22 protein-coding genes, 1 tRNA gene and 3 pseudogenes are annotated in these 22,751 nt (G+C 52.6%); 18 read left to right on the forward strand and 8 right to left on the reverse strand.

Annotated features, from left to right (window positions below):
* Positions 1-74 precede the first annotated feature (74 nt).
* The 4 genes and pseudogenes from pgtE to HU143_RS07200 form a co-directional block, all read left to right on the forward strand.
* On the forward strand, positions 75-1,013 hold the full coding sequence (gene pgtE / locus HU143_RS07185) for an omptin family outer membrane protease PgtE (RefSeq protein WP_023226598.1): 939 nt from the start codon (positions 75-77) through the stop codon (positions 1,011-1,013).
* Positions 1,014-1,207: 194 nt separating this feature from the next.
* A complete protein-coding gene (locus HU143_RS24455; RefSeq protein WP_229038663.1) occupies positions 1,208-1,306 on the forward strand; it encodes a hypothetical protein in 99 nt (32 codons plus the stop codon).
* Between the two features lie 36 nt (positions 1,307-1,342).
* Positions 1,343-2,047, forward strand: a complete 705-nt coding sequence (locus HU143_RS07195) for an IS6-like element IS26 family transposase (protein ID WP_001067855.1) — start codon at positions 1,343-1,345, stop codon at positions 2,045-2,047.
* Between the two features lie 331 nt (positions 2,048-2,378).
* Positions 2,379-3,004, forward strand: a pseudogene (locus tag HU143_RS07200) (IS256 family transposase); the annotation flags it as partial.
* A 147-nt stretch (positions 3,005-3,151) separates the two neighbouring features.
* On the opposite strand, the gene HU143_RS07205 reads toward HU143_RS07200, so the two are convergent.
* Together HU143_RS07205 and HU143_RS07210 are read right to left on the reverse strand one after the other, a co-directional pair.
* A tRNA-Arg gene (locus HU143_RS07205) sits at positions 3,152-3,226 on the reverse strand.
* A 75-nt stretch (positions 3,227-3,301) separates the two neighbouring features.
* Positions 3,302-4,243, reverse strand: coding sequence for a formate/nitrite transporter family protein (locus HU143_RS07210; RefSeq protein ID WP_001590337.1), 942 nt, complete (start codon positions 4,241-4,243; stop codon positions 3,302-3,304).
* A 288-nt stretch (positions 4,244-4,531) separates the two neighbouring features.
* Here HU143_RS07210 and mlaA point away from each other — a divergent pair, with 288 nt between their 5' ends.
* On the forward strand, positions 4,532-5,287 hold the full coding sequence (gene mlaA, locus HU143_RS07215) for a phospholipid-binding lipoprotein MlaA (RefSeq protein WP_000776787.1): 756 nt from the start codon (positions 4,532-4,534) through the stop codon (positions 5,285-5,287).
* Between the two features lie 60 nt (positions 5,288-5,347).
* Here the strand turns inward: mlaA and fadL are convergent, their stop codons facing one another.
* Complete coding sequence (fadL, locus tag HU143_RS07220) at positions 5,348-6,655, reverse strand: long-chain fatty acid transporter FadL (RefSeq protein ID WP_001518618.1); 1,308 nt, start codon at positions 6,653-6,655, stop codon at positions 5,348-5,350.
* A 370-nt stretch (positions 6,656-7,025) separates the two neighbouring features.
* Between fadL and HU143_RS07225 the strand changes: the two genes are divergently transcribed.
* The 4 genes from HU143_RS07225 (at position 7,026) to sixA (ending at position 11,639) form a co-directional block, all read left to right on the forward strand.
* Positions 7,026-7,310, forward strand: coding sequence for a YfcZ/YiiS family protein (locus HU143_RS07225; protein WP_000030904.1), 285 nt, complete (start codon positions 7,026-7,028; stop codon positions 7,308-7,310).
* 177 nt (positions 7,311-7,487) lie between these two features.
* Entirely contained in the window at positions 7,488-8,798 is a 1,311-nt protein-coding gene (gene fadI / locus HU143_RS07230; RefSeq protein ID WP_001248130.1) for an acetyl-CoA C-acyltransferase FadI, read from the forward strand.
* Complete coding sequence (fadJ, locus tag HU143_RS07235) at positions 8,798-10,945, forward strand: fatty acid oxidation complex subunit alpha FadJ (RefSeq protein ID WP_023226603.1); 2,148 nt, start codon at positions 8,798-8,800, stop codon at positions 10,943-10,945. Before fadI ends, fadJ begins: the two co-directional genes overlap by 1 nt.
* 208 nt (positions 10,946-11,153) lie before the next feature.
* Positions 11,154-11,639: a phosphohistidine phosphatase SixA gene (sixA, locus tag HU143_RS07240; RefSeq protein WP_023226604.1), complete on the forward strand. Its 486-nt coding sequence runs from the start codon at positions 11,154-11,156 to the stop codon at positions 11,637-11,639.
* Positions 11,640-11,738: 99 nt separating this feature from the next.
* On the opposite strand, the gene smrB is transcribed toward sixA, so the two are convergent.
* On the reverse strand, positions 11,739-12,290 hold the full coding sequence (smrB, locus tag HU143_RS07245; RefSeq protein WP_000730794.1) for an endonuclease SmrB: 552 nt from the start codon (positions 12,288-12,290) through the stop codon (positions 11,739-11,741).
* A 165-nt stretch (positions 12,291-12,455) separates the two neighbouring features.
* On the opposite strand from smrB, the gene prmB reads away from it, so the two are divergent.
* Genes prmB through HU143_RS07275 form a run of 6 tightly spaced genes read left to right on the forward strand, consistent with a single transcriptional unit; the run spans position 12,456 to position 17,002 of the window.
* Complete coding sequence (gene prmB, locus HU143_RS07250; RefSeq protein WP_001542329.1) at positions 12,456-13,388, forward strand: 50S ribosomal protein L3 N(5)-glutamine methyltransferase; 933 nt, start codon at positions 12,456-12,458, stop codon at positions 13,386-13,388.
* Positions 13,389-13,423: 35 nt separating this feature from the next.
* A complete protein-coding gene (gene aroC, locus HU143_RS07255; protein ID WP_000918456.1) occupies positions 13,424-14,509 on the forward strand; it encodes a chorismate synthase in 1,086 nt (361 codons plus the stop codon).
* 3 nt (positions 14,510-14,512) lie between these two features.
* Positions 14,513-15,337, forward strand: coding sequence for a penicillin-insensitive murein endopeptidase (gene mepA / locus HU143_RS07260; protein WP_000750429.1), 825 nt, complete (start codon positions 14,513-14,515; stop codon positions 15,335-15,337).
* On the forward strand, positions 15,337-16,146 hold the full coding sequence (locus HU143_RS07265) for a sulfite exporter TauE/SafE family protein (RefSeq protein WP_000368599.1): 810 nt from the start codon (positions 15,337-15,339) through the stop codon (positions 16,144-16,146). Before mepA ends, HU143_RS07265 begins: the two co-directional genes overlap by 1 nt.
* Positions 16,146-16,694: an elongation factor P hydroxylase gene (locus tag HU143_RS07270; protein ID WP_001066345.1), complete on the forward strand. Its 549-nt coding sequence runs from the start codon at positions 16,146-16,148 to the stop codon at positions 16,692-16,694. The genes HU143_RS07265 and HU143_RS07270 overlap by 1 nt, the downstream gene beginning before the upstream one ends.
* A gap of 32 nt (positions 16,695-16,726) precedes the next feature.
* Positions 16,727-17,002, forward strand: coding sequence for a YfcL family protein (locus HU143_RS07275; protein WP_000559749.1), 276 nt, complete (start codon positions 16,727-16,729; stop codon positions 17,000-17,002).
* Between the two features lie 51 nt (positions 17,003-17,053).
* Here the strand turns inward: HU143_RS07275 and mnmC are convergent, their stop codons facing one another.
* The gene (gene mnmC / locus HU143_RS07280; protein WP_023226605.1) at positions 17,054-19,054 is read right to left on the reverse strand and encodes a bifunctional tRNA (5-methylaminomethyl-2-thiouridine)(34)-methyltransferase MnmD/FAD-dependent 5-carboxymethylaminomethyl-2-thiouridine(34) oxidoreductase MnmC; all 2,001 of its coding nucleotides are present in this window, start codon (positions 19,052-19,054) and stop codon (positions 17,054-17,056) included.
* A gap of 159 nt (positions 19,055-19,213) precedes the next feature.
* Between mnmC and fabB the strand changes: the two genes are divergently transcribed.
* Both fabB and HU143_RS07290 read left to right on the forward strand, forming a co-directional pair.
* Positions 19,214-20,428, forward strand: a complete 1,215-nt coding sequence (fabB, locus tag HU143_RS07285) for a beta-ketoacyl-ACP synthase I (RefSeq protein WP_000817161.1) — start codon at positions 19,214-19,216, stop codon at positions 20,426-20,428.
* A gap of 97 nt (positions 20,429-20,525) precedes the next feature.
* A complete protein-coding gene (locus HU143_RS07290) occupies positions 20,526-21,182 on the forward strand; it encodes a CPBP family intramembrane glutamic endopeptidase (protein ID WP_001142900.1) in 657 nt (218 codons plus the stop codon).
* 66 nt (positions 21,183-21,248) lie between these two features.
* On the opposite strand, the gene HU143_RS07295 is transcribed toward HU143_RS07290, so the two are convergent.
* The 3 genes and pseudogenes from HU143_RS07295 to HU143_RS24465 all read right to left on the reverse strand — a co-directional run.
* Positions 21,249-21,767 carry a YbjP/YqhG family protein gene (locus HU143_RS07295; RefSeq protein WP_023226606.1) on the reverse strand — a complete coding sequence of 173 codons (519 nt, stop codon included), beginning with the start codon at positions 21,765-21,767 and terminating at the stop codon, positions 21,249-21,251.
* Positions 21,767-22,083: pseudogene (locus tag HU143_RS24460) on the reverse strand (hypothetical protein); the annotation flags it as partial. The pseudogene HU143_RS24460 and the gene HU143_RS07295, both read right to left, overlap by 1 nt.
* Positions 22,065-22,160: pseudogene (locus tag HU143_RS24465) on the reverse strand (helix-turn-helix domain-containing protein); the annotation flags it as partial. The pseudogenes HU143_RS24460 and HU143_RS24465, both read right to left, overlap by 19 nt.
* A gap of 172 nt (positions 22,161-22,332) precedes the next feature.
* Here HU143_RS24465 and HU143_RS07305 point away from each other — a divergent pair.
* On the forward strand, positions 22,333-22,707 hold the full coding sequence (locus tag HU143_RS07305) for a hypothetical protein (protein ID WP_001051266.1): 375 nt from the start codon (positions 22,333-22,335) through the stop codon (positions 22,705-22,707).
* The last annotated feature ends 44 nt before the right edge of the window (positions 22,708-22,751 follow it).

The following is a 22,751-nucleotide window of genomic DNA, read 5'->3' on the forward strand; positions in this document are numbered from 1 at the left end:
TCTTGTCCGACGATTTGACAAGATGAAAACTTCATCACCTCTCCAGATTACATCTGAATATGAGGACAAGAGAAATGAAAAAACATGCTATTGCAGTAATGATGATCGCCGTATTTTCTGAGTCGGTTTATGCGGAGTCTACCTTATTTATTCCGGACGTCTCTCCTGATAGCGTCACGACATCCCTTTCTGTGGGTGTGTTAAATGGTAAATCCAGGGAGCTGGTTTATGATACCGACACCGGGCGGAAGCTGAGTCAACTGGACTGGAAAATAAAAAATGTCGCCACGTTACAGGGGGATTTATCATGGGAACCCTATTCGTTCATGACGCTGGACGCCCGCGGCTGGACGTCTTTGGCGTCGGGATCGGGTCATATGGTTGACCATGACTGGATGAGCAGTGAGCAGCCAGGCTGGACCGATCGTTCAATTCATCCGGACACCAGCGCCAACTATGCTAATGAATACGATTTGAATGTGAAAGGTTGGTTATTGCAGGGCGATAACTACAAGGCGGGCGTGACAGCGGGCTATCAGGAAACCCGTTTTAGCTGGACGGCAAGAGGCGGGTCTTATATTTATGATAATGGTCGATATATTGGTAATTTTCCTCATGGCGTGCGCGGCATAGGTTATAGCCAGCGTTTCGAAATGCCCTATATCGGGCTGGCGGGTGATTATCGTATTAATGACTTTGAGTGTAATGTACTGTTTAAATACAGCGACTGGGTAAATGCGCATGATAATGACGAACACTACATGCGCAAACTTACCTTCCGTGAAAAAACGGAAAATTCACGATATTATGGCGCTTCTATTGACGCCGGATATTATATTACCAATAATGCAAAAATCTTTGCTGAGTTCGCTTACAGTAAATATGAAGAAGGTAAGGGCGGTACGCAAATCATAGATAAAACCAGCGGTGATACGGCGTATTTTGGTGGCGATGCCGCAGGTATAGCTAATAATAACTATACGGTTACCGCGGGGTTGCAGTACCGCTTCTAGACCACATCAGGATGTCATCGGTCATAACCGGCCGATGACGACTTTTTGCTGAACGTATGGCATGTCCGGTGATATTGTGTTTACCTCATATAGATCTGGCGAGTTTGGCGTTAAGATGTGGCAAGGAACAGTAGAGGGGGACCTCATCCAGATGTTATAAACTTCAATTCAGAAAGTTACTTTCCATATACTCTTTGTGGGACTGCTTCAACCTTTGGGCAGATATCGGAAATGAAAAAGATAGACCAGGCGACTATTCGCTATCAGGCACTGTTGCAAATAGTCGGTGGTGATAAACTTATCATCCCCTTTTGCTGATGGAGCTGCACATGAACCCATTCAAAGGCCGGCATTTTCAGCGTGACATCATTCTGTGGGCCGTACGCTGGTACTGCAAATACGGCATCAGTTACCGTGAGCTGCAGGAGATGCTGGCTGAACGCGGAGTGAATGTCGATCACTCCACGATTTACCGCTGGGTTCAGCGTTATGCGCCTGAAATGGAAAAACGGCTGCGCTGGTACTGGCGTAACCCTTCCGATCTTTGCCCGTGGCACATGGATGAAACCTACGTGAAGGTCAATGGCCGCTGGGCGTATCTGTACCGGGCCGTCGACAGCCGGGGCCGCACTGTCGATTTTTATCTCTCCTCCCGTCGTAACAGCAAAGCTGCATACCGGTTTCTGGGTAAAATCCTCAACAACGTGAAGAAGTGGCAGATCCCGCGATTCATCAACACGGATAAAGCGCCCGCCTATGGTCGCGCGCTTGCTCTGCTCAAACGCGAAGGCCGGTGCCCGTCTGACGTTGAACACCGACAGATTAAGTACCGGAACAACGTGATTGAATGCGATCATGGCAAACTGAAACGGATAATCGGCGCCACGCTGGGATTTAAATCCATGAAGACGGCTTACGCCACCATCAAAGGTATTGAGGTGATGCGTGCACTACGCAAAGGCCAGGCCTCAGCATTTTATTATGGTGATCCCCTGGGCGAAATGCGCCTGGTAAGCAGAGTTTTTGAAATGTAAGGCCTTTGAATAAGACAAAAGGCTGCCTCATCGCTAACTTTGCAACAGTGCCCTACAAATTGCTTTGATCGATATAAGCGATCAATAATTGTATTTTTAATAGTTTTAAGCTATTGAGTTTTGATATATTGATCGATGTTATCGATCAATTGGTATTGCTGATTTCCAAACGTCTTGGAATAAAAACGGGACATGTAAAGCTTTGCATCGTCTTACAAGGCTTTGCATGTTTTTTCAGGGAGAGGTACTTGAAAGGGTGGAAGTGCTGGGGAGAGGGGGAGCGTTAAAAATTCTGTATAATTTTAGTAACATAAAATAAAAAGAATGGCGCATGTCCCACCCCTTCGATTTCGACAAAGCACTTAAAGCCCTTCAGGTCCGGCCAGGCATTAACGGGCAAAGATGGCATCTTAACGCCATTAATCAAGTATTTAACCGAGTCTACCCTGTCTGCTGAACTTGACTCCCATCTGGCTCAGGATGTTGAGGCAAACCGTAAAAATGGTTCCGGCAAAAAGCCATTAAAGCCCCAACAGGCAGTTTTGAACTGGCAACTCCGCGCAATCGTAACGGCACTTTTGAGCCATAACTGGTGAAGAAGCTTCGGACCCCCCTGTACGACGAGATCGAGCGCAATATCATTCGACTGTTTGCGCTGGAGATGAGTTATCAGGACATCGGCCGGGAGAGTGAAGATCTTGATGCCTTCAGCGTTTCAACCGCCACCGTCAGTGCAGTACCGATAAAGTCCTCCCTGAACTAAAACAGTGGCAACAGCGCCCGCTGGAGAAGATTTATCCCGTCGTCTGGCTAGACGCTATTCATTATAAAAACCGTGAGGATGGCCGTTATCAGAGCAAGGCGGTTTATACCGTTCTGGCACTGAATCTGGAAGGCAAAAAAGAAGTTCTGGGCCTATATCTGTCGGAAAGTGAAGGTGCTAACTTTTGGTTAAGTTCTAACAGCGAGAGGGTACTTTAAAGGGATGTTTTTCGTTATGTTTATAGGCACTATTCGCTGGAAATCATAAGACATCAAAGACGCTGCAACGCCTTGTGTGGTGTGGGTTTGCTGAGATTTGTGAGAGGTGGGTAAAAGAGGTCATGGTGTCCCCTGCAGGAATCGAACCTGCAACTAGCCCTTAGGAGGGGCTCGTTATATCCATTTAACTAAGGGGACAACGCGGCGCCAGTATAGCGTTTTTTATTCGCCGGAGTAAGTGTAGCGCCGCCTGACTGGTTAAACCGTCGCCACTCAGCGCTGTTTTTCCGCTTTTTTCCGCTCCCGTTCCAGGCGCTCGCCGCGTAGCCTCGCTTCTTCCTTACGTTTATTGCTCATATCGTTGCGGATCTGCGCGTGGCTCATTAATGCGAAAATAAAAGTGCCGCCGCAGATATTTCCGGCAAGTGTGGGAAGGGCGAAGGGCCAGAGAAAGTCGCTCCAGGGCAGCGTGCCGTTGAAAACCAAATACAAAATTTCAACGGAACCGACGACAATATGGGTGGTATCGCCCAGCGCGATAAGCCAGGTCATCAAAATAATGACCACAATCTTTGCCCCGCCTGCTGCAGGAAACATCCATACCATTGTGGCGATGATCCAGCCAGAGATAATCGCGTTGGCAAACATCTCCGTTGGGCTATTTTTCATGACCTCCATACCAATTTTGACAAAGGCGTCGCGGGTCTCTTCATCAAATATAGGCATATATTCAAATGCCCACGCCGCAACCCCGGTGCCAATAAGGTTGCCCAATAAGACTACGCCCCATAAGCGCATCAGCAGGCCAACGTTACTCAGAGTGGGATTTTGCATTACCGGCAATACGGCGGTAACGGTATTTTCAGTAAATAATTGCTGGCGGGCCATGATGACAATGATAAAACCAAAGGTATAGCCGAGATTTTCCAGTAAAAAGCCGCCGGGAACGCCTTCAAGCTGCACGTGAAAAATCCCTTTCGCCAGGAGTGATGCCCCCATAGAAAGTCCTGCGGCAATGGCTGACCAGAGCAAAGCCATCGCATCGCGTTCCATCTCTTTTTCACCATCCTGGCGAATATGTTCATGAATCGCCATGGCGCGGGAAGGAAGACGATTTTCATCCACTTCAATCTCTTTACCGCTTTGTTTTTCTTCGCTTTCAACTTCCAGGTCACTGCTGTGCCGGTTAATTTTATCGTCGTTAAGGCTATCCATGATGATCCCTGCTGATTAACACATATTAATAAAGCGTAGCGGTTTTTCATTTACCCAGGCCGGGGCATTCTCCGAAAAAATAAAAATGATCACGCTCGTTTTTATCTGTTTCGTTAGAATAGGGCCGTCACGTTGTTGCGTTACCAGGCTATGCTCAAAGCAATGAGATCGCGCATATAGACATCGTTTGACGTGCTGTTAAAATCGCTCACACCTAAACAGGCGGATACGGTAGCGTTCCGTCATGGATGGCAATCAGCGATAGCCATAATTCACAGGGAGACATCTATGAAGCTTCGCCTGTCGGCGCTGGCGCTGGGAACCACACTGCTGGTCGGGTGTGCGAGTTCCGGTACAGAACAGCAGGGGCGTTCAGACCCATTTGAAGGGTTTAACCGCACCATGTACAACTTCAACTTTAATGTGCTGGACCCGTATGTTGTTCGGCCGGTCGCGGTCGCCTGGCGTGATTATGTTCCACAGCCTGCGCGTAACGGTTTAAGTAATTTCACCGGCAACCTCGAAGAACCGGCGATCATGGTGAACTATTTCCTGCAGGGCGATCCTTATCAGGGTATGGTGCATTTCACCCGTTTCTTCCTGAACACCTTATTAGGGATGGGCGGCTTTATTGACGTCGCGGGAATGGCGAATCCTAAGCTGCAGCGCGTTGAACCGCATCGCTTTGGCAGTACGCTGGGCCATTATGGCGTGGGGTATGGGCCTTATATGCAACTTCCGTTCTACGGCAGCTTCACGCTGCGTGAAGATGGCGGGGATATGGCGGATACCTTGTATCCGGTGCTCTCGTGGTTGACCTGGCCAATGTCCATAGGAAAATGGACTATCGAAGGGATAGAAACCCGCGCGCAGTTGCTGGACTCCGATGGTTTGCTGCGCCAGTCTTCCGATCCTTATATTATGGTGCGCGAGGCGTACTTCCAGCGTCATGACTTTATCGCCAATGGCGGAAAACTCAAGCCGCAGGAAAACCCGAACGCGCAGGCGATTCAGGACGAACTCAAAGAGATCGACTCGGAATAAACGGCAGTAAATAAAAAGGTGAGCGCAATGCTCACCTTTTTGATCCGTCTCAGAAAGAGATTAGAACGCGTAGTTAAAGTTAGTACCGAACAGCCAGGCTTTCCCTTCAGATTCAAACTGATAAGGGCCTTCATTAATTTTCACGCTCTGACCATGCATATAAGAGACGCCAACGTCGACAGACGCATCTTTATTAAAGGCGTAAGTCGTACCGGCGCTCAGCCAGAAACGGTCCTGGTCCGGAATAGAGATAGAACGGTTTTGCGCTGGTACCGGGCTGTCATCGAAGGCGATACCGGTACGGAACGTCCAGTTGTCATCGTAGTAATAGGTGGTGCCCAACGCAATGCGATAAGCGTCTTTAAAGCCTTCATGCTTCTCAAAGAGCGTATCGCCAGCGGTCGATTTTGCCTTCAATTCCTGGAACTGGCTCCAGCTGGTATAGGCCAGGCTATAGTGGATGGCCCACTGTGGCGCCACACGGTTATAACCGGACACTTCCCACATTTCCGGCAGATTCAGCGTCAGGTAGCCTGACTGCGTCGCGCCGCCGGTTGCCGTTGGGATAGGCAGGTTAAAGCGGTTTATAGCGATGGGAAGATCGCTACTGTAGTTGCCTTTAAAGTCAATTTTGACTTCCGAGCGGTAGGTCAGCGCGTAGCGGTTATTTTTATCCAGTTCATAAAGGATACCGGCATTCCAGCCAAAGCCCCACTGATTACCGTTCAGGTGGGCAATCTTGGTGTCGCTGGGAATCTGACCCGCGACCGGCGCCAGCGCCGGATTCTGTGCCGCGACCAACTGGCCTAAATCGCCCGCAAAACGTTCGATTTTTGCACGCGCGTATACCGCATCAAAGCCGAGGCCGAAGCTCCAGGCCTCATTTAAGCGATAAGCGCCGCTTAAATTCAGGTTCATGGTTTCAAGATCGGTCGTACCGCCAACCGAGCCGCCGGCGTATGTGTCGTTAAACTCTGTCGCCAGACCATAGTTAGAGGTAATAGAAGCCCCCCAGCCAAACTGATCGTTAATCGGGGCGACAAAATGGACGTTCGGCACCCAGGCCGTCGGCGCGATGTTATCCGCATCTAACGTCCGACGAGATGGCGATGTCCCGCTAATATTAACATCAGGATCAATATAAACCGCGCCCGCTGAAAACGTCGGGCGGTCAAACATGGTAATTAACGCCGGGTTGCGGCTAACGTTACCCGCATCATCTGCGATTGCGCCTTCACCCGAATAGGCCCGGCCAAGGCCAGAGGAAGAAAATTCGTTTAACTGAAAGCCTGCAGACCAGGCCTGGGTGGAGATGATTGCCACTGCGACTGCGAGAGCAGACTTTGTAAACAGGGTTTTCTGGCTCATGACCATAACCTCATTGATTATTTTTATACAAACTATGTTACATGCTGTAACAGGAGCGCGAAGTGTAGGGTCTGCGGTACGACTTAGAAATCAGACCAGTGGCGAGAGTATAGGTCTGACCAGCTAGAATGTTGCAAGTATGTTTATAAGTTTTTTCAATTGTGATCTTAGAAACGAGATCTGGCTGGCAAAATCGGCGGGCTTAACGGTCTCCCGATCGCGCGATTTTTGTTTTAGATCATTTTTAAGTGTGATTTCGGTCACTTAACGCGTTTCCCACCATTAACGACTGGAGAGGCGAATGCCGGGAGCGTAAAATATCCCCATCGTTTATCTGGCACCCTGGGTGCAAATACAGAGGAAATCTACAATGAGTAAATGCAGTGCTGATGAAACCCCGGTTTGCTGCTGTATGGACGTTGGAACCATCATGGACAACTCCGATTGCACCGCGTCATACAGCCGCGTATTCGCTACCCGCGCAGAGGCTGAAGAGACGCTGGCGGCGTTAACCGAAAAAGCGCGTAGCGTGGAGTCTGAACCTTGCCAAATTACGCCAACCTTTACCGAGGAATCCGAAGGCGTTCGTCTGGATATTGATTTTGTTTTCGCCTGCGAAGCAGAAACGCTGATCTTCCAGCTCGGCCTGCGTTAATCCGTTCATTCACGACGCCTCCGTCATCATCTGGCGGAGGCGTTTTCTTTTTTTGTCGCTTCCCTTCACTGTGCCTTAGCTCCCACTTTCTTTTCTCTCTGCTTGGCTAAATGTAAAAAATTGGTTAAGACTGTGATCAGGTCAGACCACTAATTTATTTTTTTACAGGGGAGTACTATGCGTCAGGCTTTACCGTTGGTCACCCGTCAGGGCGATCGCATTGCTATTGTCAGTGGGTTACGAACCCCCTTCGCTCGTCAGGCCACTGCATTTCATGGTATTCCCGCTGTTGATCTCGGCAAGATGGTGGTAGGCGAGCTGCTGGCGCGCAGTGAAATTCCAGCCGATGCCATTGAGCAACTGGTTTTTGGTCAGGTAGTACAAATGCCGGAAGCGCCCAACATTGCGCGCGAAATTGTGCTGGGTACGGGAATGAATGTTCATACCGATGCCTATAGCGTAAGCCGCGCCTGCGCCACCAGTTTTCAGGCGGTAGCGAATGTGGCGGAAAGCCTGATGGCCGGCACGATACGCGCGGGTATCGCTGGCGGCGCAGATTCGTCGTCGGTACTGCCAATAGGCGTGAGTAAAGCCCTGGCGCGGGTACTGGTTGATGTCAATAAAGCCCGGACGACCCGCCAACGGCTGACGCTTTTTTCTCGTCTGCGCTTACGCGACCTGTTGCCCGTTCCTCCCGCCGTTGCTGAGTATTCCACCGGTCTGCGCATGGGCGATACCGCCGAACAGATGGCGAAAACGTATGGTATTACGCGTGAACAGCAGGACGCGCTGGCGCATCGTTCACATCAGCGCGCCGCGCAGGCATGGGCGGAGGGCAAACTGGCGGAAGAAGTGATGACGACCTATGTGCCGCCGTATAAAAACCCCTTTGCAGAAGACAACAACATTCGCGGCACCTCCACGCTGGCGGACTACGCTAAACTGCGTCCCGCTTTTGACAGAAAACATGGCTCCGTGACCGCCGCCAATAGTACACCGCTGACCGACGGCGCTGCCGCCGTTATTCTGATGACCGAATCCCGCGCTAAAGAGCTGGGGCTGCACCCGCTTGGTTATCTGCGCAGCTACGCCTTTACCGCTATTGATGTCTGGCAGGACATGCTATTGGGGCCGGCCTGGTCAACGCCGCTGGCGCTGGAGCGGGCCGGGTTGACGATGGCCGATCTGACGCTTTTTGACATGCATGAAGCGTTTGCCGCTCAGACTCTGGCGAACTTACAACTGCTGGGCAGCGAACGATTTGCCCGTGAGGTGCTTGGTCGTGCGCAGGCGACAGGGGAGGTGGATGACGCTAAATTCAACGTGCTCGGCGGCTCAATCGCCTACGGGCATCCTTTTGCCGCAACGGGCGCGCGGATGATAACCCAAACGTTGCATGAATTACGGCGTCGGGGCGGAGGTTTTGGCCTGGTCACGGCCTGCGCAGCTGGCGGTCTTGGCGCGGCGATGGTTCTGGAGGCGGAATAATGACTACCACATCTGCTTTTATGCTTAACGTGCGTCTGGATAATGTCGCGGTTGTCGCTATTGATGTCCCTGGAGAAAAGGTGAACACCCTGAAAGCGGAGTTTGCCGCGCAGGTACGCGCCATCCTGAAGCAGATCCGGGAAAATAAAGCGTTGCAGGGCGTTGTTTTTATCTCAGCCAAAGCAGATAACTTTATTGCTGGCGCTGATATCAACATGATAGGTCACTGCCAAAACGCGCAGGAAGCGGAAACGCTGGCGCGTCAGGGGCAACAACTGATGGCGGAGATTCAGGCGTTGCCTGTTCCGGTTATCGCTGCCATTCATGGCGCCTGTCTGGGGGGCGGCCTTGAAATGGCGCTGGCCTGCCATCGGCGTATCTGTACCGATGACGTTAAAACCGTTCTCGGACTGCCGGAGGTACAGTTAGGGCTTTTACCGGGATCGGGCGGAACGCAGCGTCTTCCGCGGCTGGTGGGGGTCAGTACCGCGCTGGATATGATCCTGACAGGTAAACAGCTTCGCGCCAGACAGGCGCTTAAAGCCGGGCTGGTTGATGATGTGGTGCCGCAAACTATTTTACTGGAAGCGGCTGTCGAGCTGGCTAAAAAAGAACGCCTGGCGCAGCGGACTTTACCGGTCCGTGAACGTATCCTGGCGGGGCCGCTGGGGGGCGCGCTGTTATTTCGCCTGGTGCGTAAAAAGACGGCGCAAAAAACGCAGGGTAATTATCCGGCGACGGAGCGGATCATTGATGTGATTGAAACCGGACTGGCGCAGGGCAGCAGTAGCGGCTATGACGCGGAAGCGCGCGCTTTCGGCGAGCTGGCGATGACGCCGCAATCGCAGGCGCTGCGCGCTATTTTCTTTGCCAGTACCGAGGTGAAAAAAGATCCCGGTAGTGATGCGCCGCCCGGCCCGCTGAACAGCGTGGGCATCTTAGGCGGCGGGTTAATGGGCGGCGGTATCGCCTGGGTTACGGCCTGTAAAGGCGGCTTGCCAGTACGAATTAAGGATATAAATACTCAGGGAATCAATCATGCTCTGAAGTACAGCTGGGATCTGCTTGAAACAAAAGTACGCCGCCGCCATATCAAAGCCAGCGAACGCGATAAACAGTTGGCATTGATATCAGGTTCGACCGATTACCGTGGTTTCAGTCATCGTGATCTGGTCATTGAAGCGGTGTTTGAAGATCTGCCGTTAAAACAACAGATGGTGGCGGAAGTGGAGCAAAATTGCGCTGCTCACACCATTTTTGCCTCCAATACTTCTTCCCTGCCGATTGGCGATATTGCGGCGAATGCGGCCAGACCGGAACAGGTGATTGGATTGCACTTTTTTAGCCCGGTCGAAAAAATGCCGCTGGTTGAGGTCATTCCTCACGCGTCTACTTCCGCGCAGACCATCGCCACGACCGTTAAGCTGGCGAAAAAACAGGGTAAAACCCCGATAGTCGTCAGTGATAAAGCCGGGTTTTATGTTAACCGAATTCTTGCGCCATATATCAATGAGGCGATTCGGATGCTGACTGAAGGCGAACGCGTCGAACATATTGACGCCGCCCTGGTAAAATTTGGTTTTCCGGTGGGGCCAATCCAACTTTTGGATGAGGTAGGAATCGACACGGGCACTAAAATTATTCCTGTGCTTGAGGCGGCGTATGGAGAACGTTTTAGCGCGCCTGCAAATGTTGTCGCTTCAATTTTGAATGACGATCGCAAAGGTAGAAAAAATGGTCGCGGTTTCTATCTTTATGGCGAAAAAGGGCGTAAAAGCAAAAAACAGGTTGACCCTGCTATTTATAAGCTTATTGGCGTGCAAGGGCAGAGTCGACTGTCTGCGCAGCAGGTGGCAGAGCGCTGTGTCATGTTAATGCTTAACGAAGCGGCGCGCTGTTTCGACGAAAAAGTGATTCGCAGCGCGCGCGATGGCGATATTGGCGCCGTGTTTGGTATCGGTTTTCCGCCGTTTCTCGGTGGCCCGTTCCGCTATATGGATGCTCTCGGGCCGGGTGAAATGGTGGCGACATTACAGCGCCTGGTGGCACTTTACGGTCCTCGTTACGCGCCTTGTGAACAATTAGTGCGCATGGCGGAGCGCAGGGAGCATTTCTGGACGAATGGGGAAACTGACCAGGGAAATTGAGGTCAAAGAGAATATGAATCCGCACTGAATGCCTCCTTAGTGGCGAAATAATAATCAAGGATTGACTATACTTACGCCATTGAGGTAAAAAACAGCGTTTCATTCGGTGAATGGATAAGGCACAATGCCGGCCACCGCATTTTTGCCGCAGCCAATAGGGGCATGTGGTAAGCGTGTTGGTGAAACTGGTTAACAAAAGCGGTGCAATATGCAAGTTTTTATCATGCGTCACGGCGACGCAGCCCTCGATGCCGCCAGTGATTCGGTTCGTCCCTTGACCTCTTGTGGGTGTGACGAGTCTCGCCTGATGGCGAACTGGCTGAAAGGTCAAAAAGTGGATATCGAACGTGTTCTGGTGAGTCCGTTTCTTCGGGCCGAACAGACGTTAGATGTGGTCGGCGATTGTATGAATCTGCCGGCTCAGGTGGATGTCCTGCCGGAGCTAACGCCCTGTGGCGATGTCGGTCTGGTTAGCGCTTACCTTCAGGCGCTGGCCAATGAAGAGGTCGGATCGGTGCTGGTGATCTCTCACTTACCTCTGGTCGGATACCTGGTATCTGAGCTTTGTCCGGGCGAAACGCCGCCGATGTTCACGACGTCCGCAATTGCCAACGTTACGCTTGATGAAAGCGGCAAGGGGACATTCAACTGGCAAATGAGTCCCTGCAATCTGAAAATGGCGAAAGCGATTTAATCTTTGCTGCCTGATGGCGCTTCGCTTATCAGGCCTACGACAGCGCTGGCTGTTCGTAGGCTGGATAAGGCGCTTGCGCCGCCATCCGGCAATTCCGCATCAGGGTAATTCGGGCGGTTGCCACTCTTCCACTTCAATCAACACCAGCAGCGCGGCGTCGCCGCCGTACTCTTTCGGCGCCTGGTGAAAGGCCATCACATGCGGATGCTGCGCCAGCCATAACGGCGTTTGCTGTTTCAGAATATGTTTACCGTGTCCATGCATGACGCAGGCGCAAAAAATATGTTCCCGACGGCAGGCGGCAATCAGCGCCCCCAGTTCCTGCTTGGCCTGAAGCTGCGTTAAGCCGTGTAAATCCAGAAACAGTTCTGGCGAATAGTCGCCGCGGCGCATTTTTTTTAGCTCGAAATGGCTGACATCTTCACGGACATACTTTACCGGCCCTTCCGTATTGAGCAGCGGCTGGAACTCATCAGAAAAATAGTGGCTGGCGTCCGCCTGTTCCTGAATTAACCTTCGGGTAGGGACTTCCGTGATTTTCTTGCGCAGTGGCCGATGGACGATAGTATCCTGTTTAATCTTTCGGGTGCCGACCATCAGCTGACGGAACAGCGCCTGGTCCTCCTCGCTGAGCGATGTTTTCTTTTTCATTCGTGGGTCTCGTCTGATCTTTTGCCTTAGTTTACCCGACCCGGAGGATATCCGAACGGTCAAAACGGATTTTTCGTATTCTCCCGCCGCGTCAATGCTGATTTATCCCTGTCTTCGTGGCAAACTAGCCGCCGAATTTAATGCGAGCATGCCCTGGAGGAATACGTGGATAAAATTTTCGTCGATGAAGCAGTAAGTGAACTGCATACCATTCAGGACATGTTGCGCTGGGCGGTAAGCCGCTTTAGCGCGGCGAATATCTGGTATGGACACGGTACCGATAACCCGTGGGATGAAGCGGTACAACTGGTGTTGCCGTCTCTTTATCTGCCGCTGGATATTCCGGAGGATATGCGGACCGCGCGGCTGACGTCCAGCGAAAAACACCGCATTGTCGAGCGAGTGATTCGTCGCATTAACGAGCGTATCCCGGTCGCCTACCTGACCAATAAAGCCTGGTTCTGCGGCCACGAATTTTATGTCGATGAGCGCGTGCTGGTGCCGCGTTCACCGATTGGCGAGCTGATTAATAACCACTTCGCTGGCCTTATTAGCCAACAGCCGAAATATATTCTGGATATGTGTACCGGCAGCGGCTGCATCGCCATCGCCTGTGCTTATGCTTTCCCGGACGCAGAGGTTGATGCGGTCGATATTTCGCCGGATGCGCTGGCTGTCGCCGAGCATAACATTGAAGAACACGGTCTTATCCATCACGTGACGCCAATCCGTTCCGATCTGTTCCGCGATCTGCCGAAAGTTCAGTACGATCTGATTGTCACTAACCCGCCTTATGTCGATGCGGAGGATATGTCCGATCTGCCGAACGAATATCGCCACGAACCTGAGCTGGGGCTGGCGTCCGGCACTGACGGCCTCAAATTGACTCGTCGTATCCTGGGAAATGCGCCGGATTATCTGTCCGATGATGGCGTTCTGATTTGTGAAGTCGGAAACAGCATGGTACATCTGATGGAGCAGTATCCGGATGTGCCGTTCACCTGGCTGGAGTTTGACAACGGCGGCGATGGCGTCTTTATGTTGACCAAAGCGCAGTTGCTCGCGGCCCGTGAACATTTCAATATTTATAAAGATTAAAACACGCAAACGACAACAACGATAACGGAGCCGTGATGGCAGGAAACACAATTGGACAACTCTTTCGCGTAACCACTTTCGGCGAATCACACGGGCTGGCGCTTGGGTGTATCGTCGATGGCGTGCCGCCCGGCATCCCGTTGACGGAGGCCGATCTGCAGCACGATCTCGACAGACGCCGCCCTGGCACCTCGCGCTATACTACCCAGCGCCGCGAACCGGACCAGGTAAAAATTCTCTCCGGCGTGTTTGATGGCGTGACGACCGGCACCAGCATTGGCCTGCTGATTGAGAACACCGATCAGCGCTCGCAGGACTACAGCGCGATTAAAGATGTTTTTCGTCCGGGACACGCGGATTACACCTATGAGCAGAAATACGGCCTGCGCGATTACCGTGGCGGTGGACGTTCTTCCGCGCGTGAAACCGCGATGCGCGTAGCGGCAGGGGCGATCGCCAAGAAATACCTGGCGGAAAAGTTCGGCATCGAAATCCGCGGCTGCCTGACCCAGATGGGCGATATTCCGCTGGAGATTAAAGACTGGCGTCAGGTTGAGCTTAATCCGTTCTTTTGTCCCGATGCGGACAAACTTGACGCGCTGGACGAATTGATGCGCGCGCTGAAAAAAGAGGGTGACTCCATCGGCGCGAAAGTGACGGTGATGGCGAGCGGCGTGCCGGCAGGGCTTGGCGAACCGGTATTTGACCGACTGGATGCGGACATCGCCCATGCGCTGATGAGCATCAATGCGGTGAAAGGCGTGGAGATCGGCGAAGGATTTAACGTAGTGGCGCTGCGCGGCAGCCAGAATCGCGATGAAATCACGGCGCAGGGTTTTCAGAGCAACCACGCTGGCGGCATCCTCGGTGGCATCAGTAGCGGGCAACACATTGTGGCGCATATGGCGCTGAAACCTACCTCCAGCATTACCGTGCCGGGACGTACGATCAACCGGGCGGGTGAAGAAGTCGAAATGATCACCAAAGGGCGCCACGATCCGTGTGTGGGGATTCGCGCAGTGCCGATCGCAGAAGCCATGCTGGCGATCGTGCTGATGGATCACCTGCTGCGCCATCGGGCACAGAATGCGGATGTAAAGACAGAGATTCCACGCTGGTAAGAAATGAAAAAAACCGCGATTGCGCTGCTGGCATGGTTTGTCAGTAGCGCCAGCCTGGCGGCGACGCCGTGGCAGAAAATAACCCATCCTGTCCCCGGCGCCGCCCAGTCTATCGGTAGCTTTGCCAACGGATGTATCATCGGCGCCGACACGTTGCCGGTACAGTCCGATAATTATCAGGTGATGCGCACCGATCAGCGCCGTTATTTCGGCCACCCGGATCTGGTCATGTTTATCCAGCGGTTGAGTCATCAGGCGCAGCAACGGGGGCTCGGAACCGTCCTGATAGGCGACATGGGGATGCCTGCCGGAGGCCGCTTTAATGGCGGACACGCCAGTCATCAGACCGGGCTTGATGTGGATATTTTCTTGCAGTTGCCGAAAACGCGCTGGAGCCAGGCGCAGCTATTGCGCCCGCAGGCGTTAGATCTGGTGTCCCGCGACGGTAAACACGTCGTGCCGTCGCGCTGGTCGTCGGATATCGCCAGCCTGATCAAACTGGCGGCACAAGACAATGACGTCACCCGTATTTTCGTCAATCCGGCTATTAAACAACAGCTTTGCCTCGATGCCGGAAGCGATCGTGACTGGCTACGTAAAGTACGCCCCTGGTTCCAGCATCGCGCGCATATGCACGTGCGTTTACGCTGCCCTGCCGACAGCCTGGAGTGCGAAGATCAACCTTTACCCCCGCCGGGCGATGGATGCGGCGCTGAACTGCAAAGCTGGTTCGAACCGCCAAAACCTGGCACCACAAAGCCTGAGAAGAAGACACCGCCGCCGCTGCCGCCTTCCTGCCAGGCGCTACTGGATGAGCATGTACTCTGATGGACAATTTTTATGATCTGTTTATGGTCTCCCCGCTGCTGCTGGTGGTGCTGTTTTTTGTCGCCGTACTGGCAGGATTTATCGATTCTATCGCCGGGGGCGGAGGGCTGCTCACTATCCCTGCGCTGATGGCCGCCGGGATGTCGCCGGCAAACGCGCTGGCGACCAATAAATTACAGGCGTGCGGCGGCTCCCTCTCGTCTTCGCTCTATTTTATTCGCCGTAAAGTGGTAAACCTGGCCGAGCAAAAGCTCAATATTCTGATGACGTTCATTGGCTCGATGAGCGGCGCGCTGCTGGTGCAGCACGTGCAGGCGGATATTTTGCGCCAGATCTTGCCTATCCTGGTGATTTTCATCGGCCTCTATTTTTTATTGATGCCGAAGCTGGGCGAGGAAGATCGCCAGCGCCGCCTGTATGGATTACCGTTCGCGCTGATAGCCGGGGGATGCGTCGGGTTTTACGACGGCTTTTTCGGGCCTGCCGCCGGGTCGTTTTACGCTCTGGCGTTTGTCACCTTATGTGGCTATAACCTGGCGAAATCCACGGCACATGCCAAAGTGCTTAACGCTACCTCCAACGTTGGCGGCCTGCTGTTATTTATCATCGGCGGCAAAGTGATCTGGGCGACGGGCTTCGTGATGCTGGTTGGTCAGTTTTTAGGGGCGCGAATGGGGTCGCGTCTGGTGTTGAGCAAAGGCCAAAAACTTATCAGACCGATGATCGTTATTGTCTCGGCGGTAATGAGCGCCAGGTTACTTTATGATAGCCACGGACAGGAGATCCTCCACTGGTTGGGGATGAATTAATGAACAATACGCACCATTACGAACAGTTAATTGAGATTTTTAACGGCTGCTTTGCCGAAGAATTTAATACCCGTCTGATTAAAGGCGACGACGAACCGATCTATCTTCCTGCTGACGCGCAGGTACCGTACCACCGCATCGTCTTTGCGCATGGGTTTTACGCCAGCGCGCTGCATGAGATTTCTCACTGGTGTATCGCCGGTAAGGCGCGCCGCGAACTGGTTGACTTTGGTTACTGGTACTGCCCGGATGGACGCGACGCGCAGACCCAAAGTCAATTTGAAGACGTCGAGGTGAAGCCACAGGCTTTCGACTGGTTGTTTTGCGTGGCGGCGGGGTATCCCTTTAACGTCAGTTGCGACAATCTGGAAGGCGATATTGAGCCGGATCGCGTGGCGTTTCAGCGCCGGGTTCATGCGCAGGTAATGGCGTATCTGGAGCAGGGCATTCCTGAACGTCCGGCCCGCTTCATCAAAGCGCTACAGAATTACTATCACACGCCCGAACTTAAGGCGGAACAGTTCCCGTGGCCGGAAGCGCTTAATTAAAGCCAGCGCCACGTTTACAATGAGGAAAGAAGATGATCGCGGAGTTTGAATCACGCATTCTGGCATTAATTGACGATATGGTAGAGCACGCCAGCGACGATGAGCTTTTTGCCAGTGGATACCTGCGTGGCCACCTGACGTTAGCCATTGCCGAGCTGGAGAGCGGTGATGACCACTCCGTCGAGGCGGTCTATGCCAACGTTAGCCAAAGTCTGGAAAAAGCGATCGGCGCCGGCGAACTGTCGCCGCGCGATCAGGCGTTAGTCAAAGCGATGTGGGACAATTTGTTCGACAAGGCAAAACAATAACGCCGTGGGCCGGAAGGCGACGCTTGCCGCCTTCCGCTATTGACAGGCCCATTACTTCACCGCTTTTCCCTTCAATAACTTTCTCACCCATAACCGATTCGGATTTAACGCCGCCAGCGTACTGGCATCCAGAGGAATCGGCTCGTTACTCATCTGCGCCGCCAGAATTTCTGCGCATAATGGCGCTGAGCACAAACCGCGCGATCCCAGCGCGCCGAGCATAAATAAACCCGGATACACAGGCGCAGGCGCCGCCGACGTTTTATTATCGGCTAAATCGGCGTAATGCGTCAGCGTGGCGTGGTAATCCGGGACATTGCCCACCATCGGCAGATGGTCGCGGGTGGCGCAACGCACGCCGCAACGGGCGCTGTTGCCGCTGACGTCAACCTCTGTGGCCCATTTCGCATCCGGAAAACAGTCAAGCAGACGCTGTCGGTTCTGACGCTGATCTTCTTCGCGCCAGACGGTGCTTTCGTCACCCCGGTGATAGCTGGCGCCAATACAGTGCTGCTGATTATGCGGATTTTGCGGCGTCAGATAGCCGTCGTAGCATAACACCTGACGCAACGCCGAGAGAGCGGGGGTGGTGGGAATATGACTGACCTGCCCCCCGACGGCATACACCGGCAGCGGCTGGGTCTGATCAAAACGGTTAATCTGATGGCCGTTCGCCAGAACGACGGTCTCATGGCTGGCGGTTTCACCTGACGTAAAGCGCAGTTGCCAGCGCGACTCCTGCGCAACGAGCGACGTGAGCGTATGGCGAAAGCGCGTTTGTAAACCCTGTTCGGTCGCCAGTGCGATGACTGCGCGAGTTAATTGTTCCGGGCACAGCCAGCCGCCTGCCGGATAGGTAATTCCTCCGCAGCGTGTCGTCACGCCAACCGCCTGTTCCGCCTCTTCGGCATTGAGCGCCGAGGCCAGTCCGGCGGGCAGCGCCAGGGACAGCATCTGGGCAATTTTCTGCTGGCTTTTCTCATCCCATCCGAGCTGCGTTACGCCGCACCAGGCATGATCAAAAGAGACGGGCAGGGCATCATACAGGCGACGGGCAAAGGTGAATGCGGTCGGGAAAAAGCGATTAATGGCGGCGTCATGTTTGCTAAGGAGCGGATAAAGCGCGCCCTGTCGATTACCGGAAGCGCCCTGGGCGGGCTGATCATCTGCGCAATAGAGCGTCACCTGCCAGCCGCGACGCAGTAACGCCAGTGATAACAGCGCGCTGGCAATGCCGCCGCCAATGATCGCCGTTTCACGTTTTTCGCTTCCACTGCGGTAAAACCAGGGCGCGGAAAGGGTCGGCATGAGGTGTTGTTCCATCACTCCACAAAGCATCTCGCGTTTACGCCCGAAGCCTTTGCGTTTTTGCATGGTAAAACCGGCTTCCTGCAATCCCCGACGGACGAAACCCGCCGAGGTAAACGTCGCCAGCGTTGCGCCGGGCCGCGCCAGCCGCGCCATCGCGTTAAACAGGTTTGGCGTCCACATATCCGGATTTTTCGCCGGGGCAAAACCGTCGAGGAACCAGGCGTCGACTGTTTGATTCAGCGTGGCGTCCAGTTGGTCGGTCAATTCATTAATATCGCCAAACCACAAATCCAGCGTCACCCGACCCCGATCCAGCAATAGGCGGTGGCACCCCGGGAGCGGCAGCGGCCATTGCGCCTGCAGCTGCTCTGCCCAGGGCGCGAGCTCCGGCCAGTGTTGGTGCGCCAGCGCCAGATCGTCGCGCGTTAACGGGAATTTCTCAAAACTGATGAAATGTAACCTTTGCAGCGTCGCCTGTGGGTGCGCAGAACGAAAGCTGTCAAACGCCTGCCACAGCGTCAGGAAGTTGAGTCCGGTGCCAAAACCGCTTTCCGCGACTATAAATAATGGATGTGAATGTACGGGAAATCGCTCCGCAAGACGATTGCCGCCAAGAAAAACGTAGCGTGTCTCTTCGAGTCCATTGTCATTAGAAAAATAGACATCATCAAAATCTCGGGAAACAGGTGTACCCTCAGCGTTAAATTCGAGTGTGGCGGGTTGTATGGCGTATTGTTTCACGTAAGTTACTCGTCTGACGGGCGGTATCGCGATCTTAACGATGTGTGCCTGATGGCGCAAATTTCCGTACTAAATGGCTGATCGGACTTGTTCGGCGTACAAGTGTACGCTATTGTGCCAATCGAAACTTAAAAATAGTGCGAATTACAGAGGTATTGAATGAAACGTGCAGTGATTACTGGCCTGGGCATCGTTTCCAGCATCGGTAATAACCAGCAGGAAGTCCTGGCATCTCTGCGTGAAGGACGTTCAGGGATCACTTTCTCTCAGGAGCTGAAGGACGCCGGCATGCGTAGCCAGGTATGGGGCAACGTAAAACTGGATACCACTGGCCTCATTGACCGCAAAGTCGTGCGCTTTATGAGCGACGCCTCCATCTATGCTTATCTGTCTATGGAGCAGGCAGTGGCCGACGCCGGTCTGGCGCCGGAAGTCTATCAGAATAACCCGCGTGTCGGCCTGATTGCAGGTTCCGGCGGCGGCTCCCCGAAATTCCAGGTCTTTGGCGCAGACGCCATGCGTAGCCCGCGTGGTCTGAAAGCCGTGGGCCCGTATGTGGTGACGAAAGCAATGGCATCCGGCGTTTCCGCCTGCCTCGCTACGCCGTTTAAAATTTATGGCGTGAACTACTCCATTAGCTCCGCTTGCGCGACCTCCGCACACTGTATCGGCAATGCGGTTGAACAGATCCAACTGGGCAAACAGGACATCGTTTTTGCTGGCGGCGGCGAAGAGCTGTGCTGGGAAATGGCCTGTGAGTTCGACGCGATGGGGGCACTGTCCACCAAATATAACGATACGCCTGAAAAAGCGTCCCGTACCTATGATGCGCACCGTGATGGGTTTGTCATCGCGGGCGGTGGCGGTATGGTTGTTGTCGAAGAGCTGGAGCACGCTCTGGCGCGCGGCGCGCATATCTATGCGGAAATCGTCGGCTATGGCGCAACATCCGATGGCGCAGACATGGTTGCTCCGTCTGGTGAAGGCGCAGTACGTTGCATGCAGATGGCGATGCACGGCGTAGACACGCCGATCGACTACCTGAACTCTCACGGTACCTCTACTCCGGTAGGCGACGTGAAAGAACTCGGTGCAATCCGTGAAGTGTTTGGCGATAACAGCCCGGCTATCTCCGCGACCAAAGCGATGACCGGCCACTCGCTGGGTGCGGCTGGCGTGCAGGAAGCTATCTACTCTCTGCTGATGCTGGAGCACGGTTTTATCGCGCCGAGCATCAACATCGAAGAGCTGGATGAGCAGGCTGCGGGTCTGAACATCGTGACCGAAACGACCGAGCGTGAACTGACTACCGTAATGTCTAACAGCTTCGGTTTTGGCGGCACCAACGCCACGCTGGTGATGCGTAAGTTGTAAGCCTGACTATTACGTTGTAGTATCAACAATGAAACAGGTCGCTAATGCGACCTGTTTTTTCATTCAGGGAACAACAAATTATATGGATATTATATAAATGCCAACTAATACATTAGATAAAATTAGGCATAGTTTGAGTTGTGTGGCTGTTTTATTTGGTTTGTTCGGCATTTTTGTTTTTGCCTCATTTTCGCCTTCCTATGCCTGGCTTTATTTGGGAGGTCTGGCTGCGCCTTTTATATATAGTATTGTTTTTGTCTATGCGATTGCCGCCTGGAGTATTTATTCAAAGTATTACCCGTTTTTATCATTGGGTCGCTTATCATTCGTGGAGTGTTTTGTTCCGGCGCTGGCCCTGGTGTGCCTTACCGTTCTCTACAATGCTTTTAGTGGCCCGGAACCCTGGATGGCCGAGTTATCAAGGCAATTTTTTCTTCATAAATTTCTTAACACGCTGGCGATGTGCTTTCTGGCTCCTGTGGCGGAGGAAATTATATTCAGAGGGTTTTTATTAAACAGCAGTATCGGTTGGGGTCGGTACTCAAGAGCTTCCGGTATTATTATTACTTCACTCGCTTTTGCATTTATGCATACACAATATCTCTTTGCGGTGACTTTTGTTTATCTGTTTGTTTTTTCATCGATATTATGCGTTGTTCGAATGAGAAGCCGTGGGCTAATGATACCTATAACACTTCATATTTTAAATAATGCCTGGGTTGTTTTCGGCTTACTGTTTTCAGCGACGGAATAAGAGCCTGATGAAATAGGCGCTTTAACCTCTCCGGTACGAACAAGAGACCGATGGCGATTCCCTTTTTTAATGCTTCTTATATTCCGGCGCGACTTTTGCTGACCAGGCCTCAGCCTGGGTGATGGCGCCTGCGTCATAAATCGGCTGTTCATAACCCCTGTCAGCATCCCGAACGCGGTAAATTTTCCAGCGTCCCTCTTCCCAACGGGTATAAACTTCCAGGTGGATGGGCGTTGACTCTGTGCCCAACAGAACATCCACTTTTTCTCCGCCGAGGAAAGGGTGTGCCTTCCCAACCCGTAACTGTGGAATCCACTCTGGCGCATAGTCCTGCGCATACATAAAATAATCTGCCCCTACAATCTCCTGTTCATAAAGGGACTGTATTAGCGCCAGGCGATGAATAACCTCTTTAGCAACGTAACGTTGCATTAAGGCGGTGGTGTCGTCAGGGGTATTCACATCGTTCGTGAACGTCGTCACCCATGAGGTATAGAACTGCTTCACGGCCTGCGTACTGTCGTGATGAGGCGCAGAGCAACTACAAAGCAACAGGATAAGCGCGACAAGGGAGAACGTTTTCATTAATTCTTCCTGTAGATGGTATATGAGGGCCTGGCTGCCCGGTAGCCCGGGCCGGCCCACATATCGCGTTGTTTAAAATCTGAATACCACTCTGTGCCATCGTATATCGCCATGTGACCGCTCGGGTTTCCGCCAGCGTAAGGTTGAATAATGATGACGTCACCCTCGCGCGGCATTTCATAGGTACCAATAGCGGTGAATCCGGCGCTTCTTAACATTGGGCCATAATCTTTCGCATGATATGTATGCCCAGCGTGATACCGCCCGCCTGAATTGCCTTTCGGGTAAATTCCGCACACCGGCCTGACGAGAAAGATCTCTGAGCGTAATACCTCTTTTTTCAAGTGTACTTTTAATATCTGCACGATGCCAGTCCTGGCTTTTTGGTTCCATTCTGTAATCCTAAGAAGATGTGTTATCGGCACCGATATTTTTAAGGTAAAAATTAGCGCGAGAAAAAGAAAGTTACTTTCTTTTTCACTCTGAGAATAGTGCCAGAAAGAAAGCAAAATTTCGCGAAAAAGAAGAAATATTTTTATTTCATCAGGGGAAAGGAAAGAAACCGATGGCAAAGGAATGGTTCACGGTTAAGGAATGTCTTGGCTTACCGGGGTTTCCGGGAAGCGAGCCTGCGGTTCGCGAACGTTTATATAAGTACAGCGAAGGGAAAGAGGGTGTCAGGCGTAAGCGTGTTAAATCAAAGGCCGAGGAGTTTCATATATCTGTTTTCCCTCTTTATGTTCATCGTTATCTTGACGACAGCGGAGAGGAACCGACGCCAGAACCCATTTCCTTACAGGAAGCGGAGCCTGAAGATATCTGGGAGATGATGTTCAGGTTACTGACGCCAGAACAGCGCAAGCAGGTGACCGGACGCTTTAAGGTGAGAGGAATGAAAGCGGTCTTTCCCTTTCTGTTTGATGACACGCCGCCACGTTGATACCCTGGCTGCAATTTCAAGGTTGACAAGTTTCGCGTCTCACA

It is taken from the genome of Salmonella sp. SJTUF14076, from assembly GCF_015534835.1.
GTDB lineage: Bacteria > Pseudomonadota > Gammaproteobacteria > Enterobacterales > Enterobacteriaceae > Salmonella > Salmonella enterica.

Coding starts and splice junctions, on each gene's coding strand:
- pgtE (WP_023226598.1), top strand. CDS start 75: ATGAAAAAACATGCTATTGCAGTAATGATGATCGCCGTATTTTCTGAG.
- HU143_RS07195 (WP_001067855.1), top strand. CDS start 1,343: ATGAACCCATTCAAAGGCCGGCATTTTCAGCGTGACATCATTCTGTGG.
- HU143_RS07210 (WP_001590337.1), bottom strand. CDS start 4,243: ATGGATAGCCTTAACGACGATAAAATTAACCGGCACAGCAGTGACCTG.
- mlaA (WP_000776787.1), top strand. CDS start 4,532: ATGAAGCTTCGCCTGTCGGCGCTGGCGCTGGGAACCACACTGCTGGTC.
- fadL (WP_001518618.1), bottom strand. CDS start 6,655: ATGAGCCAGAAAACCCTGTTTACAAAGTCTGCTCTCGCAGTCGCAGTG.
- HU143_RS07225 (WP_000030904.1), top strand. CDS start 7,026: ATGAGTAAATGCAGTGCTGATGAAACCCCGGTTTGCTGCTGTATGGAC.
- fadI (WP_001248130.1), top strand. CDS start 7,488: ATGCGTCAGGCTTTACCGTTGGTCACCCGTCAGGGCGATCGCATTGCT.
- fadJ (WP_023226603.1), top strand. CDS start 8,798: ATGACTACCACATCTGCTTTTATGCTTAACGTGCGTCTGGATAATGTC.
- sixA (WP_023226604.1), top strand. CDS start 11,154: ATGCAAGTTTTTATCATGCGTCACGGCGACGCAGCCCTCGATGCCGCC.
- smrB (WP_000730794.1), bottom strand. CDS start 12,290: ATGAAAAAGAAAACATCGCTCAGCGAGGAGGACCAGGCGCTGTTCCGT.
- aroC (WP_000918456.1), top strand. CDS start 13,424: ATGGCAGGAAACACAATTGGACAACTCTTTCGCGTAACCACTTTCGGC.
- mepA (WP_000750429.1), top strand. CDS start 14,513: ATGAAAAAAACCGCGATTGCGCTGCTGGCATGGTTTGTCAGTAGCGCC.
- HU143_RS07265 (WP_000368599.1), top strand. CDS start 15,337: ATGGACAATTTTTATGATCTGTTTATGGTCTCCCCGCTGCTGCTGGTG.
- HU143_RS07270 (WP_001066345.1), top strand. CDS start 16,146: ATGAACAATACGCACCATTACGAACAGTTAATTGAGATTTTTAACGGC.
- HU143_RS07275 (WP_000559749.1), top strand. CDS start 16,727: ATGATCGCGGAGTTTGAATCACGCATTCTGGCATTAATTGACGATATG.
- fabB (WP_000817161.1), top strand. CDS start 19,214: ATGAAACGTGCAGTGATTACTGGCCTGGGCATCGTTTCCAGCATCGGT.
- HU143_RS07290 (WP_001142900.1), top strand. CDS start 20,526: ATGCCAACTAATACATTAGATAAAATTAGGCATAGTTTGAGTTGTGTG.
- HU143_RS07295 (WP_023226606.1), bottom strand. CDS start 21,767: ATGAAAACGTTCTCCCTTGTCGCGCTTATCCTGTTGCTTTGTAGTTGC.
- HU143_RS07305 (WP_001051266.1), top strand. CDS start 22,333: ATGGCAAAGGAATGGTTCACGGTTAAGGAATGTCTTGGCTTACCGGGG.